Origin of the sequence: Arthrobacter gyeryongensis (genome assembly GCF_039543785.1) — a bacterium.
GTDB classification, from domain to species: Bacteria; Actinomycetota; Actinomycetes; order Actinomycetales; family Micrococcaceae; genus Arthrobacter; species Arthrobacter gyeryongensis.
Window position 1 is genome coordinate 48,682 of the sequence record NZ_BAABKK010000009.1, and the last position, 23,472, is coordinate 72,153.

The 23,472-nt window shown below is 64.7% G+C and carries 24 protein-coding genes and 3 riboswitches; of the genes, 13 read left to right on the forward strand and 11 right to left on the reverse strand.

The features are described from left to right. Window positions 1-17 precede the first annotated feature (17 nt). The 5 genes from ABEA18_RS06120 to ABEA18_RS06140 all read right to left on the reverse strand — a co-directional run bounded on the left by ABEA18_RS06120 (window position 18) and on the right by ABEA18_RS06140 (window position 3,442). Window positions 18-1,094, reverse strand: a complete 1,077-nt coding sequence (locus tag ABEA18_RS06120) for an ATP-dependent DNA ligase (protein ID WP_345448408.1) — start codon at window positions 1,092-1,094, stop codon at window positions 18-20. Window positions 1,095-1,158: 64 nt separating this feature from the next. Continuing rightward, a complete protein-coding gene (locus tag ABEA18_RS06125; protein WP_345448409.1) occupies window positions 1,159-1,422 on the reverse strand; it encodes a hypothetical protein in 264 nt (87 codons plus the stop codon). A gap of 352 nt (window positions 1,423-1,774) precedes the next feature. After that, window positions 1,775-2,236, reverse strand: a complete 462-nt coding sequence (locus ABEA18_RS06130; protein ID WP_345448410.1) for an SRPBCC family protein — start codon at window positions 2,234-2,236, stop codon at window positions 1,775-1,777. Beyond that, window positions 2,233-2,583: an ArsR/SmtB family transcription factor gene (locus tag ABEA18_RS06135; RefSeq protein WP_345448411.1), complete on the reverse strand. Its 351-nt coding sequence runs from the start codon at window positions 2,581-2,583 to the stop codon at window positions 2,233-2,235. Before ABEA18_RS06135 ends, ABEA18_RS06130 begins: the two co-directional genes overlap by 4 nt. Before the next feature lie 262 nt (window positions 2,584-2,845). Then, on the reverse strand, window positions 2,846-3,442 hold the full coding sequence (locus ABEA18_RS06140; RefSeq protein WP_345448412.1) for a phosphoribosylanthranilate isomerase: 597 nt from the start codon (window positions 3,440-3,442) through the stop codon (window positions 2,846-2,848). A 133-nt stretch (window positions 3,443-3,575) separates the two neighbouring features. On the opposite strand from ABEA18_RS06140, the gene ABEA18_RS06145 reads away from it, so the two are divergent. The 5 genes from ABEA18_RS06145 to ABEA18_RS06165 all read left to right on the forward strand — a co-directional run bounded on the left by ABEA18_RS06145 (window position 3,576) and on the right by ABEA18_RS06165 (window position 6,868). Then, entirely contained in the window at window positions 3,576-4,217 is a 642-nt protein-coding gene (locus ABEA18_RS06145; RefSeq protein WP_345448413.1) for a HutD/Ves family protein, read from the forward strand. A gap of 117 nt (window positions 4,218-4,334) precedes the next feature. Further along, a riboswitch (guanidine-III (ykkC-III) riboswitch) is annotated at window positions 4,335-4,399 on the forward strand. A 10-nt stretch (window positions 4,400-4,409) separates the two neighbouring features. Next, the gene (locus ABEA18_RS06150) at window positions 4,410-4,724 is read left to right on the forward strand and encodes a DMT family transporter (protein WP_059389910.1); all 315 of its coding nucleotides are present in this window, start codon (window positions 4,410-4,412) and stop codon (window positions 4,722-4,724) included. Window positions 4,725-4,726: 2 nt separating this feature from the next. Continuing rightward, window positions 4,727-5,092, forward strand: a complete 366-nt coding sequence (locus ABEA18_RS06155) for a DMT family transporter (RefSeq protein WP_345448414.1) — start codon at window positions 4,727-4,729, stop codon at window positions 5,090-5,092. Window positions 5,093-5,161: 69 nt separating this feature from the next. Beyond that, window positions 5,162-6,181 carry an aldo/keto reductase gene (locus tag ABEA18_RS06160; RefSeq protein WP_345448415.1) on the forward strand — a complete coding sequence of 340 codons (1,020 nt, stop codon included), beginning with the start codon at window positions 5,162-5,164 and terminating at the stop codon, window positions 6,179-6,181. Between the two features lie 36 nt (window positions 6,182-6,217). Then, window positions 6,218-6,868, forward strand: coding sequence for an MBL fold metallo-hydrolase (locus ABEA18_RS06165; RefSeq protein ID WP_345448416.1), 651 nt, complete (start codon window positions 6,218-6,220; stop codon window positions 6,866-6,868). Between the two features lie 3 nt (window positions 6,869-6,871). On the opposite strand, the gene ABEA18_RS06170 is transcribed toward ABEA18_RS06165, so the two are convergent. After that, window positions 6,872-8,596 carry a DEAD/DEAH box helicase gene (locus ABEA18_RS06170; protein ID WP_345448417.1) on the reverse strand — a complete coding sequence of 575 codons (1,725 nt, stop codon included), beginning with the start codon at window positions 8,594-8,596 and terminating at the stop codon, window positions 6,872-6,874. A 413-nt stretch (window positions 8,597-9,009) separates the two neighbouring features. On the opposite strand from ABEA18_RS06170, the gene ABEA18_RS06175 reads away from it, so the two are divergent. Beyond that, window positions 9,010-9,783 (forward strand): SAM-dependent methyltransferase, encoded by a 774-nt coding sequence (locus ABEA18_RS06175; protein ID WP_345448418.1) that lies wholly within the window; start codon window positions 9,010-9,012, stop codon window positions 9,781-9,783. A gap of 11 nt (window positions 9,784-9,794) precedes the next feature. On the opposite strand, the gene ABEA18_RS06180 is transcribed toward ABEA18_RS06175, so the two are convergent. Then, the gene (locus tag ABEA18_RS06180; protein WP_345448419.1) at window positions 9,795-11,276 is read right to left on the reverse strand and encodes an MFS transporter; all 1,482 of its coding nucleotides are present in this window, start codon (window positions 11,274-11,276) and stop codon (window positions 9,795-9,797) included. 152 nt (window positions 11,277-11,428) lie between these two features. Between ABEA18_RS06180 and ABEA18_RS06185 the strand changes: the two genes are divergently transcribed. Together ABEA18_RS06185 and ABEA18_RS06190 are read left to right on the forward strand one after the other, a co-directional pair. After that, window positions 11,429-12,694: an alkaline phosphatase family protein gene (locus tag ABEA18_RS06185; RefSeq protein WP_345448420.1), complete on the forward strand. Its 1,266-nt coding sequence runs from the start codon at window positions 11,429-11,431 to the stop codon at window positions 12,692-12,694. Beyond that, entirely contained in the window at window positions 12,691-13,842 is a 1,152-nt protein-coding gene (locus ABEA18_RS06190) for an alkaline phosphatase family protein (protein ID WP_345448421.1), read from the forward strand. The genes ABEA18_RS06185 and ABEA18_RS06190 overlap by 4 nt, the downstream gene beginning before the upstream one ends. On the opposite strand, the gene ABEA18_RS06195 is transcribed toward ABEA18_RS06190, so the two are convergent. Next, window positions 13,839-14,885 carry an Lrp/AsnC family transcriptional regulator gene (locus ABEA18_RS06195; protein WP_345448422.1) on the reverse strand — a complete coding sequence of 349 codons (1,047 nt, stop codon included), beginning with the start codon at window positions 14,883-14,885 and terminating at the stop codon, window positions 13,839-13,841. The two genes, ABEA18_RS06190 and ABEA18_RS06195, sit on opposite strands and share 4 nt — an antisense overlap. A gap of 143 nt (window positions 14,886-15,028) precedes the next feature. On the opposite strand from ABEA18_RS06195, the gene ABEA18_RS06200 reads away from it, so the two are divergent. Both ABEA18_RS06200 and ABEA18_RS06205 read left to right on the forward strand, forming a co-directional pair. Then, complete coding sequence (locus tag ABEA18_RS06200; protein WP_345448423.1) at window positions 15,029-16,261, forward strand: M20 metallopeptidase family protein; 1,233 nt, start codon at window positions 15,029-15,031, stop codon at window positions 16,259-16,261. Between the two features lie 26 nt (window positions 16,262-16,287). Beyond that, window positions 16,288-17,580 (forward strand): MFS transporter, encoded by a 1,293-nt coding sequence (locus tag ABEA18_RS06205; protein ID WP_345448424.1) that lies wholly within the window; start codon window positions 16,288-16,290, stop codon window positions 17,578-17,580. 13 nt (window positions 17,581-17,593) lie between these two features. Here the strand turns inward: ABEA18_RS06205 and ABEA18_RS06210 are convergent, their stop codons facing one another. Next, window positions 17,594-18,880 (reverse strand): MFS transporter, encoded by a 1,287-nt coding sequence (locus ABEA18_RS06210; protein ID WP_345448425.1) that lies wholly within the window; start codon window positions 18,878-18,880, stop codon window positions 17,594-17,596. A 102-nt stretch (window positions 18,881-18,982) separates the two neighbouring features. On the opposite strand from ABEA18_RS06210, the gene trmB reads away from it, so the two are divergent. The 3 genes from trmB (at window position 18,983) to ABEA18_RS06225 (ending at window position 22,108) form a co-directional block, all read left to right on the forward strand. Further along, window positions 18,983-19,906: a tRNA (guanosine(46)-N7)-methyltransferase TrmB gene (trmB, locus tag ABEA18_RS06215; RefSeq protein WP_345448426.1), complete on the forward strand. Its 924-nt coding sequence runs from the start codon at window positions 18,983-18,985 to the stop codon at window positions 19,904-19,906. Window positions 19,907-19,992: 86 nt separating this feature from the next. Next, a riboswitch (glycine riboswitch) is annotated at window positions 19,993-20,091 on the forward strand. Between the two features lies 1 nt (window position 20,092). After that, window positions 20,093-20,195: riboswitch (glycine riboswitch) on the forward strand. Between the two features lie 49 nt (window positions 20,196-20,244). Then, window positions 20,245-21,279, forward strand: coding sequence for a lipoyl synthase (lipA, locus tag ABEA18_RS06220; RefSeq protein WP_345448427.1), 1,035 nt, complete (start codon window positions 20,245-20,247; stop codon window positions 21,277-21,279). 16 nt (window positions 21,280-21,295) lie between these two features. Beyond that, on the forward strand, window positions 21,296-22,108 hold the full coding sequence (locus ABEA18_RS06225) for a methylenetetrahydrofolate reductase (RefSeq protein WP_345448428.1): 813 nt from the start codon (window positions 21,296-21,298) through the stop codon (window positions 22,106-22,108). Between the two features lie 32 nt (window positions 22,109-22,140). Here ABEA18_RS06225 and ABEA18_RS06230 read toward each other — a convergent pair whose 3' ends face one another. Both ABEA18_RS06230 and ABEA18_RS06235 read right to left on the reverse strand, forming a co-directional pair. After that, window positions 22,141-22,857: an anti-sigma factor family protein gene (locus ABEA18_RS06230; RefSeq protein ID WP_345448429.1), complete on the reverse strand. Its 717-nt coding sequence runs from the start codon at window positions 22,855-22,857 to the stop codon at window positions 22,141-22,143. Beyond that, complete coding sequence (locus ABEA18_RS06235) at window positions 22,854-23,354, reverse strand: sigma-70 family RNA polymerase sigma factor (RefSeq protein ID WP_059389901.1); 501 nt, start codon at window positions 23,352-23,354, stop codon at window positions 22,854-22,856. Before ABEA18_RS06235 ends, ABEA18_RS06230 begins: the two co-directional genes overlap by 4 nt. Between the last annotated feature and the right edge of the window lie 118 nt (window positions 23,355-23,472).

Here is a 23,472-nt window from a genome sequence, read left to right on the forward strand (position 1 = left end):
CCTGAAATCCCCCTGATTTATCGTTTCCCCGTGTCCAGGACCGCTGACAAATCGAATTTCACGGGTTCCTCAAGCTGCTCATAGGTGCACGACTCCGGATCCCTGTCCGGCCGCCACCGCACGAACTGTGTGGTGTGCCTGAACCGCTCCCCTTCCATATGGTCGTAAGCCACTTCCACAACGAGTTCGGGCCGTAAGGGCGTGAACGACAGGTCTTTCCCTGCGCTCCAGCGGCTGCCTTCGGCGTTGCGGGGTGTCCGGCTGCCTTCCTCCTGCTCGGCCCATGCCCAAGGGTGCCCATCGAATCCGGTCACGAGGGGTTGGAGTTCGTCGAACAGTTCCTTGCGTCTGAGCATCGAGAAGGATCCCACCACGCCCACGTTGGATAGCCGGCCGCCGTCGTCATAAAGCCCCAACAATAGCGAACCAATGAGGTCGTCGCCGGTCTTATGAACCCGGTAGCCGGCTACGACGCAGTCGGCGGTCCGCTGGTGTTTGACCTTGAACATCACGCGCTTGTCCGGTTGGTAGGTACCATCCAGCGGCTTGGCGAGCAGGCCGTCCAGGCCGGCTCCCTCGAACTGGTTGAACCACTGCTCCGCCGTTCCCTTGTCCCCGGTTGCCACAGTGAGGTGGATGGGAGCGGCGGCGCCTGCAAGTGCTTGTTCAAGCGCTGCCCGCCGTTCGGCGAAGGGCCGTCCCGTGAAGTCCTCATCGCCAAGGGCGAGCAAGTCGAAGGCCACGAATTTCGCCGGCGTCTGCTCGGACAACAGCTTGACCCTGCTGGCTGCCGGATGGATTCGTTGCTGGAGGGCTTCAAAGTCCAAGCGGTCACCGGACCTGCCGACCAGGATGATCTCGCCGTCGAGGACGCAGCGTTCCGGCAGGTTTGCCTTCAACGCCCCGATGAGCTCCGGGAAGTACCGGTTCATGGGCTTCTCGTTGCGACTACCGATTTCGACGTCGTCACCGTCACGAAAAACGATGGATCGGAAACCATCCCATTTGGGTTCGTAGCTCATGGCGCCGTCCGGGATGGCGCCAACCGCCTTGGCAAGCATCGGCGCGACAGGGGGCATGACTGGCAGCTGCATGAAGCCATTCTTGCCGCGGCACCGGGACCGCGCTAGCTGTTCATTCGCTTAAGTGGATAAAGAATTACTTGCAGTTGGCGCTCAGCCAAGTGGTAACGGGAGCCATCGCCCTTTCGAACTTGCCGCTTGAGTAGACGGTCTGGTCTTTCAAGCCGGCAATCGCAGTGTCCTTGAGGTTGGTGAAATCAGCCTTGAGCGCGTCCGGGACACGATCCGCCGTGGCGGCGAGCTCCGCCTTGTATTGCTTCAGCTCGGCGGTCTTCCCCTGCGCCGCCGACATTGGCAACAACGACGCTCCCGTAGCCTCTTTGGAGATGGTTGAGCACATTTCGGCCGCCGATGCGAATCCCCCGAATGGTCCCGATGATGGAGTCGGGCTTGCACTTGCGGATGCGGAGTCGCCCGCGGAGGAGGACGACGGCGTGCCCGCCGCAGCGGAGCCCCCTCCCTGTGTGGAGCAGCCGGACAGCGCCAGTGCGGCGAAGAGGGCGACTGTCAGGTATCGGATAGGGCCGGTAAGAGGTTTGGAAGAGATTTTCAAAAGGTCGCATTCTGCTTGATCGTGTGTCTCCGGAACCGTTCGACTTCCAGAGCAATGGCATTCTGTCCCCGCCGTGGAGTGTAGCCCGAATGGGCACCGACCTTCCAAGTTGACTTCCGGCCCCTTTTAGACCGCTTCCCTATTCCCGCACCAGCAAGGTGTCCAGTTTGGTGAACGAGGTGCCCCATCCCTCGCGGGTCATGTCCACCCATTCGTCGGAGTCGAAGGGACCCTGTGTGAGGTGAAGCCGCGTACGGCCGCCATCCAGTACCTCGAACTCAAGGCGCATTTCCAGCAAAAGGGTGATCCCGGCGTCGGGCTCTGCTTTCTGGGTGGCGACCAGCAGCGCGGGCGGGTCGTACGCGGTGATGACGGCGTCGATGGGTGATTCCTTGGCGACGCCGTTTTCCTCCCAAGTCATGACGAGCTGCCAGGCTCCGCCCACCCGGGGGTCGACGACTATCCGGTCACGTGGCGAGTCCACGCCCACCGGCCCGAACCAGGCGGCGAGCTGCTCGGGGTCCACGAAGGCTTGGAAGACGAGCTCGCGTGGGGCGTCGAATTCGCGAGTCATGGTGAGGATGTGCTGTTCCGTGTTCATTGCTTGACTCCTGGATCCTTTGAATCGTGCTGAATCTTGCGTAGGTGGGCATCGAGGCGGATAAAACTGGCATCCCAGAAGCGCCTGTATTTGTCCATCCACTCGGTGGCTTCGCGCAGTGGTTCCGCTTCCAGCTTGGAAGACCTCCATTGTGCATTCCGGCTCCGGCTGATCAACCCTGCGTTTTCCAGGACCTTGAGATGCCGGGACACGGCGGGAAGGCTGATGTCGAACGGTTCGGCAAGCTCGTTCACGGTGGCCTCGCCCTCCGAAAGCCGTGCCAAAATGGCCCTTCGGGTGGGGTCGGCAAGAGCCGAGAAGATGAGACTGAGCCGGTCTGTGGACATCGCTGGTGCCTTCGTATTTGACTACTCGGCTAATTAACCGATGTGTTAAATATGCGACGCCGGACGGCGGCTGTCAAGGGTTTCTCCTGCGACGCTCGCTCACTTTTGAGGGCAAAACCGCGGATCCTCGCTCACATCATCTGAGCGCGCGTTTGAGGGAAAGGCGTTAAAGGTGAGCGCGCGTTTGGGGGAAAGGCGTTAAAAGTGAGCGCGCGTTTGGCGAAAGGACGTCATAGGTGAGCGCGCGTTCCGGGAAGGGACGTCAGGCTTTTGCTGCCGGGACGAAGGCGCGCACGAGGTCGAGGTCCTTCACCCCACGCGAGGACTCCACGCCGCTGGAGACGTCGACGCCCCATGCCTCGGATTCGAGGGCAGCGGCTCCGACGTTGGACGGGGTCAATCCTCCAGCCAACAACCAGTGGCGCGCACCCAGGCCCAGATTCCGGACCGAGGAATAGTCCCACGCCTCCCCCGAACCCGGGACGGCGGCGTCGATCAGGAGAAGCTCCTCGCCCCATGCCTCGAACTCGTCCGGAGCGGCACCCATGGTGACGGCCCGGATGAGCCGCATGCCGGCGTCGTGCACGGTCTTGACGTCTTCCAGGGAGCGGCTTCCGTGCAGCTGGACCCATTCAAGGCCGGCCGCGCGCGCGGTTGCGACGGCGTCGGCGGCTGTCTCATGGCGGAAGACGCCGACGGCGGCAACACCTTCCGGTACATGGACGAGTAGATCTCTGGCCCGGTCGGGCGATACCTCGCGCGGACTCTTCGTCAGGACGAAACCCACGGCGTCTGCGCCCGACTCGACGGCGGCCTGCACGGATTCCGGCGTGCTCAAGCCACACACTTTGACGAACATTCCGCGCCTCCAACCGTTTCCCTCCCTACGACGTTAGCAAGGGCCTCCGGGATTGTTGAACCGTGCCAAGATTGCACCGATGTTACGCGGGCGTTCAATCGGCCCACGGCAGGCTCGGGCTAGGCTGGAGCGCATGGAGATCATCCGCTTTGCCGAGCTCAAACCCGAACCATGGCGCAACGGAGGCGGGGTGACCCGCGAACTCGCCAGCCATCCGAAAGCGGTGTCGGCGCAAGACGGAGCGTGGGACTGGCGGGTCAGCATCGCCGACGTCGGGTCGGCCGGCGAATTCTCGACGTTCCCTGGCATGGAGCGAGTCATTACGGTGATCGACGGCGAATTGCTGCTGCTCACGGTGGACGGGGAAGAGCACCCTCTGGAAAAGTACCGGCCTTTCCGGTTTTCGGGCGAGGCGGCCTCTGCCAGCGCACTCCCGACCGGCGACATCCGGGACCTCAACGTGATCGCCCGGGCCGGCGAATTCAAGGGCTACACGTCCATCATCGAGCTCTCCAAAAAGCGCGCACACCCCGTGTTCGAAGGCCAGTTGGCAGTCCTTTTGGAGGGCAAGGCTTCTGTTAGTCCCGGCGCGGAGCCCACGGAAACGGCTGCGTCTGGGGACGGCTCGGACAGCTCGGACAGGGAGGCCGCCTCGTCGATCGAACTCGCCCGCTACGACGCGGTAGTGGGTTCCGACACCCGCAGCCCGGAAATCCTGGGCCGTGGATTCCTCGCCGTCATCTCGATCGACCGCGTGGAGCATGCGCACTCCTAAGTCCCAGCACTGGACATAACAGCAATATGCCCACTCGCGGAGCCGAACGCTGGACATGTCCCTCGGTGAGGCTCGCCACCAAAGCTGGCTGCCCGGCGTCGGGCTTGCTAGCCTCGAAGGAAGGCCAGAACAGGGGCCTCCGGACGACGGCTCAGTACCCGGCACGCGACAAGACTGGCCAAAGGATCTGTCATGTCGTGGTTAATCCTCATTCTGTCCGGAGCGCTCGAGGCCGTCTGGGCGGCCGCACTCCACCGCTCCAAAGGCTTCCGCAAACCGCTGCCCTCCGCCGTCTTCCTCGTCACCGTGGTCGCGAGTACCGCAGGCCTGGCCTTCGCGATGCAATCCATTCCCACCGGAACCGCGTATGCGGTGTGGGTGGGAGTCGGCGTCGTTCTCACGGCGGCTTACGCGATGATCACCAAAGTTGAGCGCCCGACGGCGGCCCGGCTTCTCCTGCTCGCCGGAATCGGTGTGTGCGTGGTCGGCTTGAAGGTGGTGGCGTAGCCATGTCTGCCAAGCTCGCATGGGCCATCCTTCTGGCGTCCGCCGTGCTCGAAGCTGTGTGGGCAACGGCCCTCGGGCTGTCCGACGGCTTCAGCCAAGACCTCCCCACCGTGGTCTTCGCCGTCACGGCGACGCTCAGCATGATCGGCCTCGGCATCGCTGTGAAGCGGATTCCCCTGGGCACGGCGTACGCCGTCTGGGTCGGGATCGGCGCTGCTTTGACGGTCGGCTGGGCGATGGCCACCGGCGTCGAACCGGCCAGCCCGCTCAAGCTGCTGTTCATTGCGGGAATCGTGGGTTGCGCTGCCGGGTTGAAAGCCCTTCCCACGGAGAAGCGTGAAGAAGTGACCAAGCCCGCCCAACGATAAGCGCGGAATACTCCCCCGCCCGACGGAGTTGCCAGCAATGAGACCAACACTCTGCGAAGGAGAAACCCGATGAGCCCGGAAACCACGAATGTACAACTCGGTGACGGCCTGGCCGTGAGCCCCCTCGGTTTCGGCGGGATGGCATTGACCCCCGTGTACGGCGAAGTGGATCCCGCCGAATCCCTCAAGACGCTGCATCACGCCGTGGATGCCGGCATCAGCTTCATTGACACCGCGGATATTTACGGCGCGGGCGACAACGAGGAACTGATCGCGAAGCTGCTGACGGATCGCCGCGACGAGGTCCAGTTGGCCACCAAGTTCGGAATCGTCGGCAACCCGCGCGAGGGTTACACCGATGTCCGGGGAGATACCGCGTACGTGGCCCAGGCGGCGGAAGCAAGCCTCCGCCGCCTGGGCACCGACGTTATCGACCTCTACTACATGCACCGCCGCGACCTCCGCGTTCCGATTGTGGAAACCGTGGAGGCCATGGCAGAGCTTGTCCGGGCAGGCAAAGTCCGGCACCTTGGCCTGTCTGAAGTGACAGCCGAGGAGCTGAGGGAAGCCAACGCCGTACACCCGATAGCCGCCGTGCAGAGCGAGTGGTCCATCTGGAGCCGGGACGTCGAGCGCAACGTCGTCCCGACCGCGGCAGAGCTGGGTGTGGGTTTCGTACCTTATTCGCCGCTTGGCCGGGGTTTCCTCACCGGAACCGTCAGCGCCGATCAACTCGCCGAGAACGATTTCCGGCACCGCATTCCCCGTTTTGCGGACGGCGCACTCGACGCCAACCAGGCGGTTGTTGCCGCAGTGCGCACCGTGGCCGCCGAGCTGTCCGAAAGCACCGGCCGGGATGCAACTCCCGCCCAGGTGGCTTTGGCCTGGCTATTCGCCCAGGGCCGCCGCCTCCAGCTCAGCGTGGTCCCCATCCCCGGTACGCGCAAAGCGCACCGGATCGATGAGAACCTGGGCGCCTTGTCGCTCGAGTTGAGTGCCGCCCACCTGGACGTGCTCGACGGCGCCGCGGACGCCGTCGTCGGCTCACGCTCCGCGGATCCCACCTGGGTTTCGCAGGGCCGCGAATAGGCGGTAGGCCGCAGGCGGCTTCCGTAGAGTGGACGAATGGACTCACTCATTCATTCACTGCGTGACATCACCATCCGGCGAATCTCGGTCAGCGAGATGAACAACAACGTGTACCTGCTCACCGCCAAGGCAAGCGGCGCGCAGCTCTTGATCGACGCCGCGGACGACCTTCCGGCCATCCAACAGATGATCGAAGACGCGGTTGCTGACACCACCGCCACGCCGAAACTGGCCCTGATCGCCACGACGCACCAGCACTGGGACCACGTCCGTGCGCTTCCCGGGTTGGTGGAAGCTACGGGCGCGAAGACCTCGGCCGGAGTAGACGACGCCGACGCGCTGCCCGTTCCGGTGGACGTGCAACTGCGCCATGGCGATGTGGGAAACTTCGACGGTTTCGACATCACCGCGGTGCACTTGCGCGGCCACACTCCCGGTTCGATCGCCTACGTGTACTTGGACCCGGAAGGGCCCGCGCACATTTTCAGCGGCGACTCGTTGTTCCCCGGCGGCGTTGGCAACACGCAGAACGATGCCGCCCGCTTCACTTCGCTGTTGAACGACGTGAGCGAACGGCTGTTCGAGGCCTACCCGGACGACACCGTGGTGCATCCGGGCCATGGAGACCCAACTACGCTCGGTGCAGAGCGGCCACACCTTGCGGAATGGCGCGAGCGGGGCTGGTAAACCCTAGCGGCCGCGGCGCTCGTTCGACGCCGGAGCCGAGGCGCGGCGCGGGCCGCTGCGGGCCGGACGGCCGGAACCTGAGTTGCCTGAGCCGGAGCCGTAGGAGCCACCGGAGTTGCCACCCGTGTTCGAGGACCATACGGACTTGTTTCCGCTGGTACGCGTGGAAGTAGCGGATTCCGTGCGCGGAGCCGACGCCGAGCGGTTACCTGCGGCAGCACGCTGACCTGTCGCCGGGCGGCCGCTGCGACCACCCTGGCCCTGCGCACCAGGAACGTCGTTGCGGTGACCGGAAGCAGCGTTGCCGCGTCCACGTGAGCTGCGGGCGACGTCGTCGTTCGCTGCTGCGCGGCGATCGGCGCGGTTGATGTCGGTGCGCACGGGTTCGGAGGCAACCTTGCCACGGCCACCGCGACCACCACGGCCACCCGCAGTGGGTGCAGCCTGGGTGGAACGGCGGTTGCGCTTGCGCTGGGCGTTGGCACCGGTGGAGGTACCGCCGCCCGTCTGCTGGGTCTTCGCTGCGAGCAACGCCGCACGGGTGCGGGGATCAACCTTGTCGGCAACCTGGCCCACGAGCTCGGCGATCAACGGGGAGTTGGCCGTGACGCGCTCGAACGAAACCTCGACGCCAGCAGCCTTCATGAGTTTCTTGACGTCGGACTGCTGCTCGGGGAGCGTCAGCGTGACCACGGTGCCGTCGGAACCTGCGCGGGCCGTACGGCCGGAGCGGTGCAGGTAAGCCTTGTGCTCTGTGGGCGGGTCGACGTGGATGACGAGTTCGACGTCGTCGACGTGCACGCCGCGGGCAGCGACGTCGGTGGCCACCAGGACCCGGACCTCGCCGCTGGCAAACTCGGCGAGGTTACGGTCGCGGGCATTCTGCGACAGGTTGCCGTGGAGATCAACGGCGGGGATGCCACAATCGGTCAGGGTCTTGGCCAGCTTGCGTGCGTGGTGCTTGGTCCGCATGAAGAGGAGTCGGCGGCCGGCACCGGAGGCCAGCTCCACGATCAGCTGCTTCTTGACGGTCTGGTCGTTGACCACCAGGACGTGGTGCTCCATGGTGGTGACGGCGGCCTGGGGGTCGTCGACTGAGTGGGTCAGCGGGTTGGACAGGTAACGGTTGACCAATTTGTCAACACCGTTGTCCAACGTCGCGGAGAAGAGCAGGCGCTGACCCTGGGTAGGAGTCATGTCCATGAGCTTCTTGACCACCGGGAGGAAGCCGAGATCGGCCATGTGGTCGGCCTCGTCCAGGACGGTGATCTCGACGGCTTCGAGAGTCAGGATGCGCTGGCGGATGAGGTCCTCCAGGCGGCCCGGGCAGGCGATGACAATATCGACGCCGGCGCGCAGCGCCTTTTCCTGGCGGGCCTGGGAGATGCCACCGTAGATGACCGTGGTGTTCAGGCCCATGGCCTTCGCCAGCGGCTCGATGGTGGCGTTGATCTGGGTGGCCAGCTCGCGGGTCGGTGCGAGGACCAGACCCATCGGGCGGCCGGGCTTGCGGAAGTGCTTGGCTTCGCGCTCGGCGAGACGTGCCACAAGCGGGATAGCGAAAGCGATGGTCTTACCGGAGCCCGTGCGGCCACGGCCCAGGACGTCGCGGCCTGCGAGCGTATCCGGGAGGGTCTTGACCTGGATGGGGAAAGCTTCTTCGATGCCATCTGCAGCGAGCGAGTCGGCGATGGCCTTGGGCGTGCCAAGGGCAGCAAAAGTAGTCATGTGTTTCAAGGGTCTTTCTGGCGGTGTCCAACGGACATCGTCCCCCGACGCCGGTTGGGCCAAGGGTTCGCCGAGGAAAAAGTCAGTGATCAACCGTTAGGCAATAAGCCGTGGCCGGGACCAGAGAAAACGCGTTCATCGACGCAGGATGTGCCTCTCACATGAAAAAAGCCCACTTCCCAAGCTTGGACCAAGCCAAATTCGGGGACTAAGCGGGCATCACTGCACATCAAGTAAACCCATTCTAGCATCTGCGGGCCGCCGGCCTTTCCACAGGGCACCTTCACGCAGGCGGTGTTCCCCAACGAGCTCGCAGTTGTTGTCGTTTTGACGGCTCATAACGACAACAACTGCTAGTCAGCTGGGTGGGGACGGGCGTTGCCTCGCGGGGCACGTCAAGGCAGGCTTGAGCCATGACGCACCAGCAGGACGGCGGAGCCCACCTTCACAACGAAACCCACGACAGCGGAGCCCACCTTCACAACGAAACCCACGACAGCGGAGCCCACCTTCACAACGAAACCCACGACAGCGGAGCCCACCTTCACAGCAACCCTGACCACGACGCCGACCCTGCGCAGTTCTGGGACGAGGTCTACCGGGAAAAAGCGAAGCGGTGGAGCGGCAATCCCAATCCGCAGCTGATCGCGGAAGCCAAGGGCTTGGCTCCCGGCACCGCACTGGATCTCGGCTGCGGGGAGGGCGCGGACGCCATTTGGCTCGCCCAGCACGGCTGGACGGTGACCGCGGTGGACGTCTCCGCCGTCGCGCTTGAACGGGCAGAAGCCCATGCCGCCGACGTCGGACTGCAGCACCGGATCGCTTGGTTACAAAGGAACTTCGGCCCGTGGCACCCTGATGAAGCCTTCGACCTCGTGTCTTCCCAATTCCTGCATTCTCCGCTTGTTCCGTGGCGCGATTCGCTCGCCTCGGCCGCGGCCACCGTGGCTCCCGGCGGCGCTTTGCTGGTGGTCGGGCATCATCCGGATGGCTTGACTCCTTGGAGCGGGCACAAGGATATGAAGGACAAGTTCTTCACCCCCGAGGACTTGGTCGAGGCACTCATGGGCGGCCCGGGCTCGTGGAGGATCAATGTTGCCGATTCCCGGGAACGCGCGGTGACGGGCCCGGACGGCCAGCACGCCACCACCATCGACAGCGTGCTCCGGGCTACCCGGACCTCCTAGGCCCGCACGTCCTACGCCCGCACGTCGTCCGCCTCGGCGCGGTGCGGCTCTGCGCCGTCCGCACGTTCAGCAGCAGAAGGCCGCCGTGCCGCGACCCGTGGCGCAATGACGAGTCCGACGACGGCGATGGCCGACGTCAGGACGAACACCCCCGCGAAGGATCCCGCCGTCGTCGTCAGCGCACTGAAGACGAGGCCCGTCACGGCGAGCGAGAGGGCGCCACCGAGGGAATCGGAGATGGACATTGCAGAACTGTTGAAGCCTTGGTCCTCCGGTTTGGAAAGGGCCAGGGTCATGACACTCAGGCGCGGGTACATCAGGCCCATCCCGGCGCCGGCGAACAGCCAGCCCGCAATCGCCACTCCGGCGGGCCACGCGAGCACCGTGGTCACGAGGACGATGACCACCGAACCCAGCACCAGCGCAGATCCGATCTTGACTGCAAGGGCGTTGCCGAGCCGGGAGCCCATGCGGCCCTGGACGGCGGACGCCGCTGCCCAGGCAATCGCCGATCCCGTCAACGCAAGTCCGGCGAATGCCGGGGTGAACGAGTACCGCTCCGTGAGGAGGTACGGCACGTAAACCTCGGTACCGAAGAACGCGGCAGAAGCGACTCCGCGCATGAGGATGACGCTCGGCAGTCCGCGGTGCGCGCCGAGCGTGCCGAGCGGAACCAGCGGACGTACTGCCAGCATTGCGATGACGAGCGCGACGGCGGCAATCACCCAGCCGACGTCGGGCACCTGTCCGGAGAGGTTCAGGCCGAGGACCGAAAGGGCCGCGAGCGCGGCCCATCCCATGCGGCCGAATGCCCAGGGAACGTCGGCGCCTTCGGGCTTTGCCCCGCCGGCGGCCGCCTTCGGGGAGCCCGCCTTCCCGGAGCCCGCGTCCCGCGCGTCCGGTGAGGAACGCATGCCCCGCATCGCGGGGAGGATCATTGCCAAGGCCGGAACCACGAGGCCCACGACGCCGAGGAACACCCAGTGCCAGCTGCTCAACTGGGCAACCACGCCGGCGGCGAAGGGACCGATCATCGACGGAACGACCCAGGCCGCCGAGAAAGCGGCAAAGACTTGGGCATGCAGCCTCGCGGGGTACACCCGGGCGATCACCACATACAGCGCCACGGTCATTGCGCCGCCGCCGAGGCCTTGGACCAGCCTGCCGGCCACGAGAATCGGCATGGAAACTGCAGTGCCGGCGATGAGCAGCCCCGCCGCGAACAGCGCAACCGAGGCGTACAGCGGGGCGGAGGGACCACGCCTGTCCGCCCAGTTCCCTGCGGCCACCATCCCGATCACGCCAGTGGCGAGCGGCCCGGCGAACGCCAATGCATAGAGTCCGGCACCGTCGAGCTCACGGCTCACCAGCGGCATGATGGTGGTGACGGCCATGGACTCGAAAGCCGCAAGGAACACCAACGCGCAGGCACCCGCTGTCGCGAGGAGATAGGGGCGTTGCAGTATGCCTGCTGTTGCGTCGTGGCTTATCATCATCCCAGCCTAGAAGCCCAAACGAGTTTGGGGCCACCCACAAAATCCATTCAAGTGATTAACATTCACCTGAAATTAACTCTGGGCAAACACTGAACTAAATAGCCAACTATCGGTTGTTCCCGTAATCATTCCGTGATGCACTGCTTGGCGTGAACTTCACAAGACGCAACTTCCTGTCAGTTGCCGGATCTGCCACGGCCGCGACGCTTATCAGCGGCGCCTCCGCGGGGACCGCGCCTACTGCGACCGTCCTCCCCCAACCCGGTTCCTCGGGCATAGACCACATCATTGTGGTGATGATGGAAAACCGCTCGTTCGACCACTTCCTTGGGTGGATGCCCGGCGCGGACGGAAAGCAGGCCGGGCTGACGTTCGTTGACCGCTACGGGATTCCACACACAACGCACCACTTGACGGATTACCAGGGCTGTGGGCATCCAGACCCGGACCATTCCTATGAGGGCGGCCGGATCCAGTACAACAACGGCAAGAACGATGGTTGGCTGCGCGCAGGCGAGAATGATGAATTCGCGATCGGATACTACGATTCAAGCGACCTCGACTTTTGGCGCCAAGCGGGTCCCGACTGGACTGTCTGCGACCGTTATTTCGCAGCCACCCTGGCCGAAACTTATCCGAACCGCTTCTACCAGCACTCTGCGGCCACGGACAGGCTCCATAACTCGACCGTCACAAGCACCATGCCCACTATCTGGGACCGCTTGGCGGCAGCCGGGGTGCAGGGAAAGTACTACTACGGCGACATTCCCTTCACCGCCCTATGGGGAACCAAGTACCTCGGAATCTCCAGGCCCTACTCTGAGTTCCTCAGCGATTGCAGTTCCGGCAAGCTTCCCTCGGTTTCCTTCGTGGATCCGCGCTTCACGGATGAGTCCAGCGGAACCTCCGGCGATGACCACCCGCACGCCGACATCCGCTCGGGCGAGCTGTTCTTGGCGGAGGTCTACAACGCCGTGACCAAGAGTCCCAACTGGGCGAACACGATGCTGGTAGTCAACTATGACGAGTGGGGCGGGTTCTACGACCACGTGCCACCGGAAACAGCAGCGGACAGCAATCCAGACACTGCCCGGCGCGGCTTCCGCGTACCGTCCATGGTCATTTCTCCGCGCGCCCGAAGGCAATACGTGGCACACAATACCTACGACCACACCTCAATCTTGAAGGCCATCGAGTGGCGCTGGGGGCTTCAACCCCTGACGCCGCGGGACAACGCCGCCCGCAACATCGCTGAGGTGCTCGATTTCCAAGCAGCGCCCAACCTGACCGCTCCGACGTACCTCGTGCCGCCTTATGCCGCCGGACCGCCATGCTCCCCGGTCGGTCCCCCCGCGGAGGAAGAGTGGGCAGGATTGAAAGAGAAAGCACTTGCGGACGGATGGACCCTGCCATGACCTTGAAAACCTTCGCCATTTCCAGGATGCGGCTCGGATTAGCTGCGCTGCTGGTCGTCCTGCTCGGCGCCTCCTTCATCGCCTTCGGATTGCAGCAGACGGAGGCACAAGCGAGCGAACCCCAGACCGTCCAGAGCACCGGATATCTCCCGGGAGCCAAGCACGTCTTCGTGATCAACCTTGAAAACAAGGGGTACGACATCACGTGGGGACCCGGTTCGGCGGCACCGTACCTTTCCACCACGCTGCGCAACCAAGGCGTCCTGTTGAACCAATACTTCGGCACGGCACACAACTCGCAACCGAACTACGTCGCCCAGATCTCCGGCCAAGGCCCCAACCCGCAGATGCAGGCAGATTGCCAGACGTACTCTGCGTTCGTGAAGACCGGCACGGCAGCTCCCGGCCAGGCCGTTGGAGATGGCTGCGTCTTCCCCGCCGATGTGCCTACGGTTGCCGGCCAATTGACGGCGGCCGGGAAGACCTGGAAGGGCTACATGGAGGACATGGGCACGCCGTGCCGCCACCCCGCCCTAGGCGCCCCCGACGACACCCAGAAAGCCAAGGTCGGGGACCAGTACGCCGCCCGCCACAACCCCTTTGTCTACTTCGCCGGGATCACGGGATCACCCGATTGTGCCCAGAACGACGTGGACCTGGGAGCCCTGAAGACCGATCTTGCTTCGGTCTCCACCACGCCCAATCTGTCGATGATCACGCCGAACCTCTGCCACGACGGACACGACTCCCCTTGCGTTGACGGACAGCCCGGCGGCCTGACGAGCGCGGATGCATGGCTGAAGCAGTACGTTCCGCTGATCACCTCGTCTCCCGCATTCCGCCAAGACGGTGTCCTGGTGATCACCTTCGACGAATCCGACAGCCCCCAATCGGATGCCTCCGCCTGCTGCGGCGAAGGCCCTGGACCCAACTCCCCGCTTCCCGGGATCGTCGGACAGGGCGGCGGCCGGGTCGGCGCTTTGGTCATCTCGCCGTTCACCAAGGGCGGCACCTGGTCCACCACGCCCTATAACCACTACAGCCTGCTGGCCAGCATCGAAGACACCTTCGGCCTTCCGTACCTCGGCTACGCCGGCACCCCTGGTCTGAACCGCTTCGGACTCGACGTCTACAACGCCGGCCTCTAGGCCGGGCTCGCGGCGGCGGCTGGTACAGCGGCGGCGGTCGGTACGACGGCGCCAGTCGCCGTCGAGTCGGGGTTCAGCATCCAGCCGACCCGCTTGGCCGTGCTCAGCATCACGACACTTTCGACGAGTTCGATCCCGGGAATGCGTTGCTGGATGGCGAGTTCCATCTCCATGACCTCGGCCAGCGAGCGCAGCCACATGATGATCACAAAGTTGGTGCTGCCTGTGGTGGAGGCCGTGAACCTAACGTTCCTGACGGCCCGCAGCTCGGCGGCCGCGGCCTCGTGCTGGCCTGCCGGGACATTCGCGAACCACTGGCACGTCATGGGGTAGCCGGAAAATTGTTGGGCGATTTCGCAGCGGAAGGACAGCACCCGGCTCGCGAGCACGCGTCCGAGCTGCCGCTGCACCGTGGCAGGGTGCCGTCCCAGGGCGCGCGCGATTTCAGCGGCGGAGGCCCTTCCGTCCCGGGCGAGGAAGGGAAGGAGTGCCATATGGCTCTCCGGCAATGGGGTGACCTGCGCGTAAGGGGCGGACGGATTAAGCGCCTCCGGCCCGGCGAGGGCGCGCAGCGCCTGCTGCTCCGCCCGGCTGAGGACGTTGAGCCGCCACGCGTAGCCGCTTGTGTGGATGCGGGTGCAGAGCGAGGTCCGGTACTTGGTGAGTCCCCGGATTTCCTTGAGCTGGGGCAATAGCCGGCTGCTGAACTCACTCAGGTCTTGGGTGATCACGGTGAGCATGAGGTCACGGTTGCTGGCCGCCTCTTCTACCGTGATGATCTCCGGAATCGCTGCGAGCGCGGCCGTGACCTCGGGCCTGAGGTGCATTTCGCAGTCCACGTCCAACAGGGCAAGGCAGGCATGCTTGGGGTCGCCCATAAGGTGCGCCGTGGTCCAGGCGGCTCCGGACTCGCGCAGCCGATCCCACCGGGAGGCCAAGGTGGTGGCATGGACGTCGAGGACTTCGGCGGCGTCGGACCAACTGATCCGCGGCGAGATCTGGAGGGCGTTGATCAGCCGGAGGTCCTCTTCACTGAGTTCCATCAGCGATCCATTCATAGTCGATGCATGATTCCTGTTAATTCTGGCATAATCCTGAATTTTTTCAGGGCTTTGGAAGATTGTGAGGCTAATCACTCCACAATGGCTATGGATACCTACCAATCGTTCAGGAAACAGGAGAACAGATGTCGATCGCCTCAGACGCCAAAGAGCTGCAGGGAGAAATCGCCCGGTTCCGCCACGAGCTCCACCAGGAACCGGAAATCGGCCTGGACCTCCCGCGCACCCAGGAAAAGGTGCTCAAGGCGCTCGACGGACTCCCGTACGAAATCACCCTTGGCGAGAGTACGACGTCGGTCACCGCGGTCTTGCGCGGCGGCGCGCCCGGTGCGCTTGCCGCGAAACCAGCCCGGAGGCCGGCTGTGTTGCTCCGCGCTGACATGGACGGCCTCCCCGTCCAGGAGCGCACCGGCGTCGAGTTCTCCTCGAAGATTGACGGCGCCATGCACGCCTGCGGCCACGACCTCCACACGTCCATGCTCGCCGGAGCTGCAACCCTGCTGGCCGAGCGACGCGATCAGCTAGCGGGCGACGTCGTGCTGATGTTCCAGCCGGGCGAAGAAGGATTCGACGGCGCGGGCCATATGATCCGCGAAGGCGTCCTGGACGCCGCAGGCCGCCGTGTTGACGCCGCCTACGGCATGCATGTCTTCTCCTCCCTGGAACCGTATGGCCAGTTCTGCACCAAGCCTGGAGTGATGATGAGCGCCTCTGACGGGCTTTTCGTCACCATCCTGGGTGCCGGTGGGCACGGTTCGGCGCCCCATTCGGCCAAGGATCCCGTCACGGCAGCCGCAGAAATGGTGACTGCGCTGCAGGTCATGATCACGCGGCAGTTCAACATGTTCGATCCCGTAGTCCTGACCGTGGGCGTGCTGCAGGCCGGCACCAAGCGCAACGTCATCCCCGAATCTGCCCGATTCGAAGCCACCATCCGTACTTTCTCGGAAGCCTCCCGCGAGCGGATGATGACCGCCATCCCGCAGCTCCTCAAGGGCATCGCCTCCGCACACGGCCTGGAGGTGGACGTCGACTACCGCGGCGAATACCCCATGACCGTCACTGACGAGGACGAGACCCACACCGCCGAGAACGTCATCTCCGCTATGTTCGGCGATTCCCGCCTCTCCCGCTGGGCTACGCCCATCAGTGGCTCGGAGGATTTCTCCCGGGTCCTGGCCGAAGTTCCCGGAACCTTCGTGGGCCTCAGCGCCGTACCGCGGGGCGTGGACCACACCACCTCAGCGTTCAACCACTCCCCGTACGCCACGTTCGACGACGGCGTCCTGTCCGACGGTGCGGCGCTCTACGCGGAGCTCGCGGTCTCCCGCATCGCCACCCTCGCCGCCGGCAACTAACCACCACCCAAACCTTGGAGCAAGACATGACCGCCACCGTTGGCACTTCAGCCACAGCCCAGGTTCACAAATCCCATCTGCGAACCCTCATCGGCACCGGCATCGGCAACGCCGTCGAATGGTACGACTGGGCCATCTACGCCACGTTCTCGCCTTTCATCGCCAGCGCGCTCTTCAGCAGTGCAGACCCCACCTCCGCGGTCCTCTCCACCTTGGCGATCTTCGCCGTCGGATTCGTGGCCCGGCCGTTCGGCGGCTTCGTCTTCGGCTGGATCGGCGACAGGATCGGCCGCAAGACATCCATGACGTTCGCGGTCGGCCTCGCGGCTGTCGGTAGCCTGCTGATCGGTATCGCCCCGACATTCCAGGCTGTGGGGGCTTTTGCCTCCGTGATGCTCCTGGTGGCCCGCCTCATCCAAGGCCTCGCCCACGGTGGCGAGCTGCCGTCGTCGCAAACGTACCTGTCCGAAATGGCACCCAAGGAAAAGCGCGGCTTCTGGGCAACGCTCATCTACACCTCCGGCACCGCCGGCATCCTGGCCGGAACCCTGCTGGGCGCCATCCTGACCGGTGTGCTGAGCAAGGCCGACATGAACGCCTGGGGCTGGCGCGTGCCGTTCCTGGTGGGCGGTGCCCTGGGCATCTACGCATTGGTCATGCGGGCCAAGATGAAGGAGACCGAGGCATTCGAAGCCGAGGTGCCCAAGGAAAAGCGCGAGCCCATGTGGCCGCAGATCGTCAAATACCGCAAGCAGGCCCTGCAGGTTATCGGGCTGACCGTTGGCCTCACCGTTGTCTACTACATCTGGGGCGTCGTGGCGCCGAGTTACGCGGCCAGCACACTCAAGATGGACCGTGGAGCAGCCCTATGGGCCGGCGTCATCGGCAACATCGCTTTCATTGCGTCGCTCCCGTTCTGGGGCAAGCTGTCCGACCGCATCGGCCGCAAGCCGGTGCTGATCGTGAGCTCTGCCGGCGCCGCATTGCTGCACTTCCCTATGACGTGGCTCCTGAAGGATTCCCCCTGGCAGCTGGCTGTTTCGATGTCCGTGATGTTGTTTTTCATTGCCGGCAGCGCCTCGATTGTCCCGGCCGTGTACGCCGAGCTGTTCCCGACCAAGATCCGCACCGTGGGTGTCGGCGTCCCGTATTCCATCTGCGTTGCGGTCTTCGGCGGCACGGCCCCGTACCTTCAGACCTGGCTCGGCAGCATCGGCCAAGCCAACATGTTCAACGTCTACGCAGTGATCCTGTTGGCCATCGGAATCGCGTTCGCCTTCATGATCCCGGAAACCAAGGGCAAGGACCTGACTCACTAACCTCCCCGTTGGGCTAGCCGACGTAGCGGTTCCGGCCGGCGCGGAAGCCGAAGAAGGCCGCCAGAGATCCGACGACGAGGAACAGGATGCCGGCAGCCGCGAAGCCACCGGTCGCTTGGTGCAATTGGCCGACCATCAGGGTTCCCGTGGAGCCCAAGCCATAGCCGACCCCCTGCATCATGCCGGAAAGGTGCGCCGCGGTGTGGGAATCGCGGGTGCGCAGCATGATCATGGTCAACGCCACGGCGGTGAGGCTCCCTTGCCCCAGTCCCAACAGCCCGGTCCACGCCCAAATCAGGTCCGTGGGGCCGAAAATACTCAAGGCGAAGCCGCCGCCGGTCATGAGCGCCACCACGGTGTTGACGGCGCGCTGGTCTTTGAAACGTGCCGCGAGCCCAGGAGCGATGAACGAACCAAGCATCTGCAGCACAATCGACACGGACACGATCAAGCCGGCTGTCCCGCCGTCGATCCCGCGATCACGCAGGATCGGCGCCAACCAGGCGAACACGCTGAAGGACATCATCGCTTGCAACACCATGAAGATGGTGACTTGCCAGGCGACGGCGGAACGCCAGACGTTCGTACCGCCGTCGGCCGCGTTGTGCCGGACGGGATGCTGGCGGATCGCGAGCGGTAGGAAAAGCAAGAGTACGACGGCGGCGGGCAGCGCCCAGAACCACAGCGCCGAAGTCCAGTGCCCGGCCGCGGTAAAGACGGGATAGGTGAAACCGGCGCCAAGCGCGGCAGACGCGCAAATCGCCGTCGTATATAGCCCGCCCATGAGCCCGAGGCGATGCGGGAAGTCACGCTTGACCACGCCGGGCAGCAGCACGTTGCATAGCGCGATCGCGGCGCCGCACGCCGCGGTACCGGCAAGGAGGGCCGGTAAGTGCCCGGCGCCGGCGAGGTCCACCGGACGGAGCAGCAGCCCCGCTGTCAGCACTGCCATCGCGCCGAGCAATACTCTCTCGGCACCGAATCGGCGGGCCAGGATCGGCGCCAGCGGCGCGAACACACCCAACAAGGTCACGGGCACAGTGGTGAGGACCACCACCGCCCAGCCCGGCAGCCCGGCGTCGGCGGTGACTTCCGGAAGAACTGCCGAAAAACTCGAAAAAACCGTCCGCAGGTTCAGGCCGATGAGCACCAGGCAGATCCCCAGGAAGACGAGTCCTCCGCGCGTCTTGATCTGCGTGGGCTCGGGGGCGGGAAGCTCGTCGATCTCGGCGTCGACGAGGATCTCGGGGACGCCGGGGTGCGGCTTGGTGTTCTTTGGGGCGCTTGAAGCGGGGGTCACCAACCCATTCTGGCAGTCACCCCCGTGCGCGGGCGCCTCGTGACGGGAGCGTACGCAGGTTCCGCGGCGGGGCTTTGACCGTGCAACGGTATTCTGGAGGAGATGAGTGAAACCCCAGAATCCCCTGAATCACCGCAGTCTTCGCGCCCCGTGACCCCAGGCAGCCAGGCCTCCTTCGGCACCTATGGCGGCCGGCCGGTCAGTTTCGTGCGCCGCGGGACGCGGCTTCAGGGTCGGCGCCAAGCGGCGTGGGAAGAGCACTCGGACCGCTGGGCCATCCAGGTTCCGCGGCATGTCGCCAACACGTCCGTGCACCCGGACTACGTGTTCGACGCCGAAGCGGAGTTCGGCCGCAAGGCACCGCTGATTGTTGAAATCGGTTCGGGACTCGGCGACGCCGTATGCCACGCGGCCGAAGAGAACCCGGACAAGGACTTCCTCGCCGTGGAGGTCTACACCCCGGGCCTGGCCAACACGATGATCAAGATCAACAGTCGCGGCCTCAGCAACGTCCGCGTCGTGGAAGCCAACGCCCCGGAGGTCCTGGCCACCATGCTGCCTGCGGGTTCAGTGAGCGAGCTCTGGGTCTTCTTCCCCGACCCCTGGCACAAATCTCGGCACCACAAACGCCGCCTTATCCAGCCCGCGTTCGCCGAACTTGCTGCGCGGTCCCTCGAGAAGGGTGGCCTGTGGCGGATCGCCACAGATTGGTCCAACTACGCCATCCACGTCCGCGAGGTCCTTGCCGGGTCAACCGAGTTTGAGAACGTCCACGACGGCGAGCGGACCGGCGCAGAGAGCCCCCTCACCCAAGTGTGGGAATCGGGAGTCGAATCGATGGTGGGCGGGGCACCCGTCAAGGAAGGCCGCGCACCGGTCAGCACCGAGCACACCGGCCCCAATGAGGGTGTGGACCACGTGGGCGGATGGGCTCCGCGCTTCGATGGTCGAATCCGCACCAGCTTCGAAAACAAGGCCCATGAGGCCGGGCGCATGATCTTCGATCTTAGTTACCGCAGGATTTAGCTGCACGATCGCGCACGGGTTCTTTGCGTGCCGCACGGGCACCGGCTACCATGTGAGACGTGTCACCGAAAGGCGGCACGTGCTTATGATCTGCGGCGGGAGAGCCCTGCCGGTACGTTTCAGCAGGCGCCGTAGGAGCAAATCCTCCCCAGGAATCTCTCAGGCCCATGTACCGCCGCGGCAAGGCAACTCTGGAAAGCAGCCCGGGCAACCGGACTCACCGACGGTGCAAGCGTCCAGCCGCGAGGCGGGACGCGGAAACTCTCAGGTCCAATACAGAGCGGGGAGGAACCGAATCATCGTGGTGCGTCCGCGCCACCTGAATTATGGAGTTCCTCATGACCCTGGCACCTGAAGGCCGTAAGCTGCTGCGCGTTGAACAGCGCAACAAAGCCGTCCCGGTCGAACGCAAGCCCGAGTGGATCAAGGCCAAGGTCCAGATGGGCCCTGAATTCGTGGGCCTGAAGAACCTCGTGAAAAAAGAAGGACTGCACACCGTCTGCGAGGAAGCCGGCTGCCCGAACATCTTCGAGTGCTGGGAAGACAAGGAAGCGACCTTCCTGATCGGCGGCTCCGAATGCACCCGCCGCTGCGACTTCTGCCAGATCGACACCGGCAAACCCTCCCCCGTGGACATGTTCGAACCCACCAAGGTCGCCCGCTCCGTCCAGGCCATGGCCCTGCGCTACGCCACCGTCACCGGCGTCGCCCGCGATGACCTGGAAGACGAAGGCGTCTGGCTCTACGCCGAAACCGTCCGCAAGATCCACGAACTGAACCCCGGCACCGGCGTCGAACTGCTCATCCCCGACTTCTCCGGCAAACCCGAACACATCCAAGCGATCTGCGACTCCGCCCCCGAGGTCTTCGCGCACAACGTCGAAACCGTGCCCCGGATCTTCAAACGCATCCGCCCCGCGTTCCGCTACGACCGCTCCCTGGACGTCATCACCCAGGGCCGGGCCGCCGGCATGGTCACCAAATCCAACCTGATCCTGGGCATGGGCGAAACCCGCGAAGAGATCTCCGAAGCCCTGGCCGACCTGCACGCCGCGGGCTGCGACCTGATCACCATCACCCAGTACCTGCGCCCCTCCGAACGGCACCTGCCCGTGGACCGCTGGGTCAAACCCCAGGAATTCGTCGACCTCGCCACCGAAGCCGAGGAAATCGGCTTCCTCGGCGTCATGTCCGGCCCCCTGGTCCGCTCCTCCTACCGCGCCGGACGCCTCTGGGCCACCGCGATGCGCAAGAAAGGCCGCGAAATCCCCGCCCACTTGAAGCACATTGCCCACATCGCCGAAGGCATCCAGGACTCCGGCACCACCCGCCAGGAAGCCCGCACCCTCCTCGCACACCACGCGACGGCCTGATCGGCAAGGAGCCAGCATGTTCCCCACCCGGATTGAAATCATTCCCTCGGACGGAATCGTTGAGAAAGTCCAGGCCGCTGTGCCGCTTTCCACTACGCTCACCGTTACCTGCCTGCCCCATCACGGCATCGCGCGGACCATGGAGGTCTCCGTGAAGCTCGGCCTCCTCGGCTACAACGTGGTTCCGCACCTCTCGGCGCGCGGGCTGGAGGACAGGGCGCAGCTTTCCGGCATCCTCCGGGACTGCGGGGCCGCCGGGATCACGGAGGTCTTCGCCATCGGCGGAGACGGACCTCTTGGTGCCGGCCCCTACCGATCGAGCCTTTCCCTCTTGGCGGACATCGCCGAGTACACCGGCGGCTCCATCACAGCGGGCATCGCCGGTTACCCCGAGGGGCATCCTTCCGTGAGCGGGCTGGATTTGCTGGATGCCCTGCTGGCGAAACAACACCTGGCGACGCATGTTGTCACGCAGATGTGCTTCTCCGCGCCGACGATCCTCGACTACGCAGCGCTCCTGCGCCGGGAAGGCGTTGAGCTTCCCGTGTGGGCTGGGATTGCCGGGGCAGTTCCCCGAATCAAGCTGCTGGCCCTGGCAACCCAGATCGGCGTCGGGACATCCCTGAAGTTCCTCAGCAACAAAGGACCCCTCGCCCGCAAGCTTCTCGGCGGGGACAAGTACTCACCGCAAGGCCTGGTTTCCGAACTCACTGCGCACCCGGATGGTGTCTCGGGAATTCACCTCTACAGTTTCAACCGACTGGACATGCCCACCTGGGTACGGGGCGATTTGCCCGATCCTGCGGCCAGCGGACCAGCGTCCGCCTAGTCGCGCACAAACCGCCTAGGTCCCGGGAACCCCTAGCTCCCCGGAACCGAAATCACGGCGACCATCTTCTGGTTGTCATCGCGCAGTTCCACACCCGAAATCCCGGCGAGCTGGACCGGCGTCGCGCCCGTGACCTTGATGTGGCCGCTGGAGGTCGCGGTCCAACCGCAAGCCATTTCCTCCGTGCCGTCGCGGCCCTTGACCCACAGGTACATAGTGCCTTGCGGCGGCATGCTGCGGCCTTCCAGTTGCAGTTCGGTCCCCCACGCCTTCCTGACGAGCCCCACAGTGAGCTGCAGGCCATTGTCCGTCTGCACAGAGTAGCTAGCGTCAGGCTTGGGTGGCTGGTTCAACACCGGCCCCGCCAGTATGCCCAACCCAAGGCAAGCGGCGGCTACGGCACCCACCAGGGCCGCCCACCGGCGTCGGGATTTCCGTCGCCGTGCTGCCATTTTCAAGAGAATCGGCTGCGGGAGCCTTTCCGAAAAAGCCCCCATTAGTGAGCGAGCGTCGGAAGTAGCGGGCGGAACTGCGGCGGAGGGCACGACGGCAGGGCGTCCGACGGCAAGCGCGACGGCGTCGGGCACGGGGACGGCGTCGAGGAGGGCCGGGAGGCTCTCCAGCTCCCCCAGCTGGAGCCGGCAATCAGCACAGCTTGCCAAGTGCTCCTCGAAAACCCGGGCCTCGGCAGGTTCGAGGCCGCCGAGCAAGTAGGCGCCCAGCAATTGGTGAAGTCCGGTTTCGTTCACCGCTGCACCCCCATTTCATCGAGAATCGTGCGAAGCGCCCTGACGGCGTAGAAGGCCCGGGATTTCACCGTGCCGCTGGGGATGTTGAGCCTCAGCGCGGCCTCGTTTACCGTGAAACGTTCGTAATGCAGGGCTACCAGGACCTCCCGGTGTTCGGTGCTGAGCCGCAGGAGCGCCTCCTCCATGAGGACCCGGTTGAGGAGCTCGTCCACCCGCTCGGTGGCCTCCTCCGGGTCCGCCATGTCGCGTTCGGCAGCCTCTGCCGGGCGCCGCTGGGCCTTGCGGTAGTTGTCGATGATGACGTTACGGGCAGTGCGAAACAAGTAGCTGCGCAGGCTGCCAGTGATCTGCGGGGCGTGCTGCCACACGCGAAGGATGGTTTCCTGCACCACGTCCTCAGCCAAGTGCGCGTCCGGCGTGCAGCTCAGTACGAAGCGGCGCAGGGCTGTGCCGTGGTCGCGGTAGATCGCGGCCACCACATCCTCGTCGAGCGGCATCGGCGCCTCCTTGGTGCTCGGCTTCCCCTTCTCCTGCGATACGACGTGCCCGCCAGGAAAAAGGTTCACGCCCCCTGAACCATTCTTCACCCGGCAGCGTCGTACGGGTTAGCTTCCG

Coding starts and splice junctions, on each gene's coding strand:
- ABEA18_RS06190 (WP_345448421.1), top strand. CDS start 12,691: ATGACCTTGAAAACCTTCGCCATTTCCAGGATGCGGCTCGGATTAGCT.
- ABEA18_RS06135 (WP_345448411.1), bottom strand. CDS start 2,583: ATGTCCACAGACCGGCTCAGTCTCATCTTCTCGGCTCTTGCCGACCCC.
- ABEA18_RS06205 (WP_345448424.1), top strand. CDS start 16,288: ATGACCGCCACCGTTGGCACTTCAGCCACAGCCCAGGTTCACAAATCC.
- ABEA18_RS06125 (WP_345448409.1), bottom strand. CDS start 1,422: ATGTGCTCAACCATCTCCAAAGAGGCTACGGGAGCGTCGTTGTTGCCA.
- ABEA18_RS06180 (WP_345448419.1), bottom strand. CDS start 11,276: ATGATAAGCCACGACGCAACAGCAGGCATACTGCAACGCCCCTATCTC.
- ABEA18_RS06140 (WP_345448412.1), bottom strand. CDS start 3,442: ATGTTCGTCAAAGTGTGTGGCTTGAGCACGCCGGAATCCGTGCAGGCC.
- ABEA18_RS06175 (WP_345448418.1), top strand. CDS start 9,010: ATGACGCACCAGCAGGACGGCGGAGCCCACCTTCACAACGAAACCCAC.
- ABEA18_RS06225 (WP_345448428.1), top strand. CDS start 21,296: ATGTTCCCCACCCGGATTGAAATCATTCCCTCGGACGGAATCGTTGAG.
- ABEA18_RS06165 (WP_345448416.1), top strand. CDS start 6,218: ATGGACTCACTCATTCATTCACTGCGTGACATCACCATCCGGCGAATC.
- ABEA18_RS06195 (WP_345448422.1), bottom strand. CDS start 14,885: ATGGAACTCAGTGAAGAGGACCTCCGGCTGATCAACGCCCTCCAGATC.
- ABEA18_RS06235 (WP_059389901.1), bottom strand. CDS start 23,354: ATGCCGCTCGACGAGGATGTGGTGGCCGCGATCTACCGCGACCACGGC.
- ABEA18_RS06150 (WP_059389910.1), top strand. CDS start 4,410: ATGTCGTGGTTAATCCTCATTCTGTCCGGAGCGCTCGAGGCCGTCTGG.
- lipA (WP_345448427.1), top strand. CDS start 20,245: ATGACCCTGGCACCTGAAGGCCGTAAGCTGCTGCGCGTTGAACAGCGC.
- ABEA18_RS06155 (WP_345448414.1), top strand. CDS start 4,727: ATGTCTGCCAAGCTCGCATGGGCCATCCTTCTGGCGTCCGCCGTGCTC.
- ABEA18_RS06200 (WP_345448423.1), top strand. CDS start 15,029: ATGTCGATCGCCTCAGACGCCAAAGAGCTGCAGGGAGAAATCGCCCGG.
- ABEA18_RS06145 (WP_345448413.1), top strand. CDS start 3,576: ATGGAGATCATCCGCTTTGCCGAGCTCAAACCCGAACCATGGCGCAAC.
- ABEA18_RS06160 (WP_345448415.1), top strand. CDS start 5,162: ATGAGCCCGGAAACCACGAATGTACAACTCGGTGACGGCCTGGCCGTG.
- ABEA18_RS06170 (WP_345448417.1), bottom strand. CDS start 8,596: ATGACTACTTTTGCTGCCCTTGGCACGCCCAAGGCCATCGCCGACTCG.
- ABEA18_RS06120 (WP_345448408.1), bottom strand. CDS start 1,094: ATGCAGCTGCCAGTCATGCCCCCTGTCGCGCCGATGCTTGCCAAGGCG.
- trmB (WP_345448426.1), top strand. CDS start 18,983: ATGAGTGAAACCCCAGAATCCCCTGAATCACCGCAGTCTTCGCGCCCC.
- ABEA18_RS06130 (WP_345448410.1), bottom strand. CDS start 2,236: ATGAACACGGAACAGCACATCCTCACCATGACTCGCGAATTCGACGCC.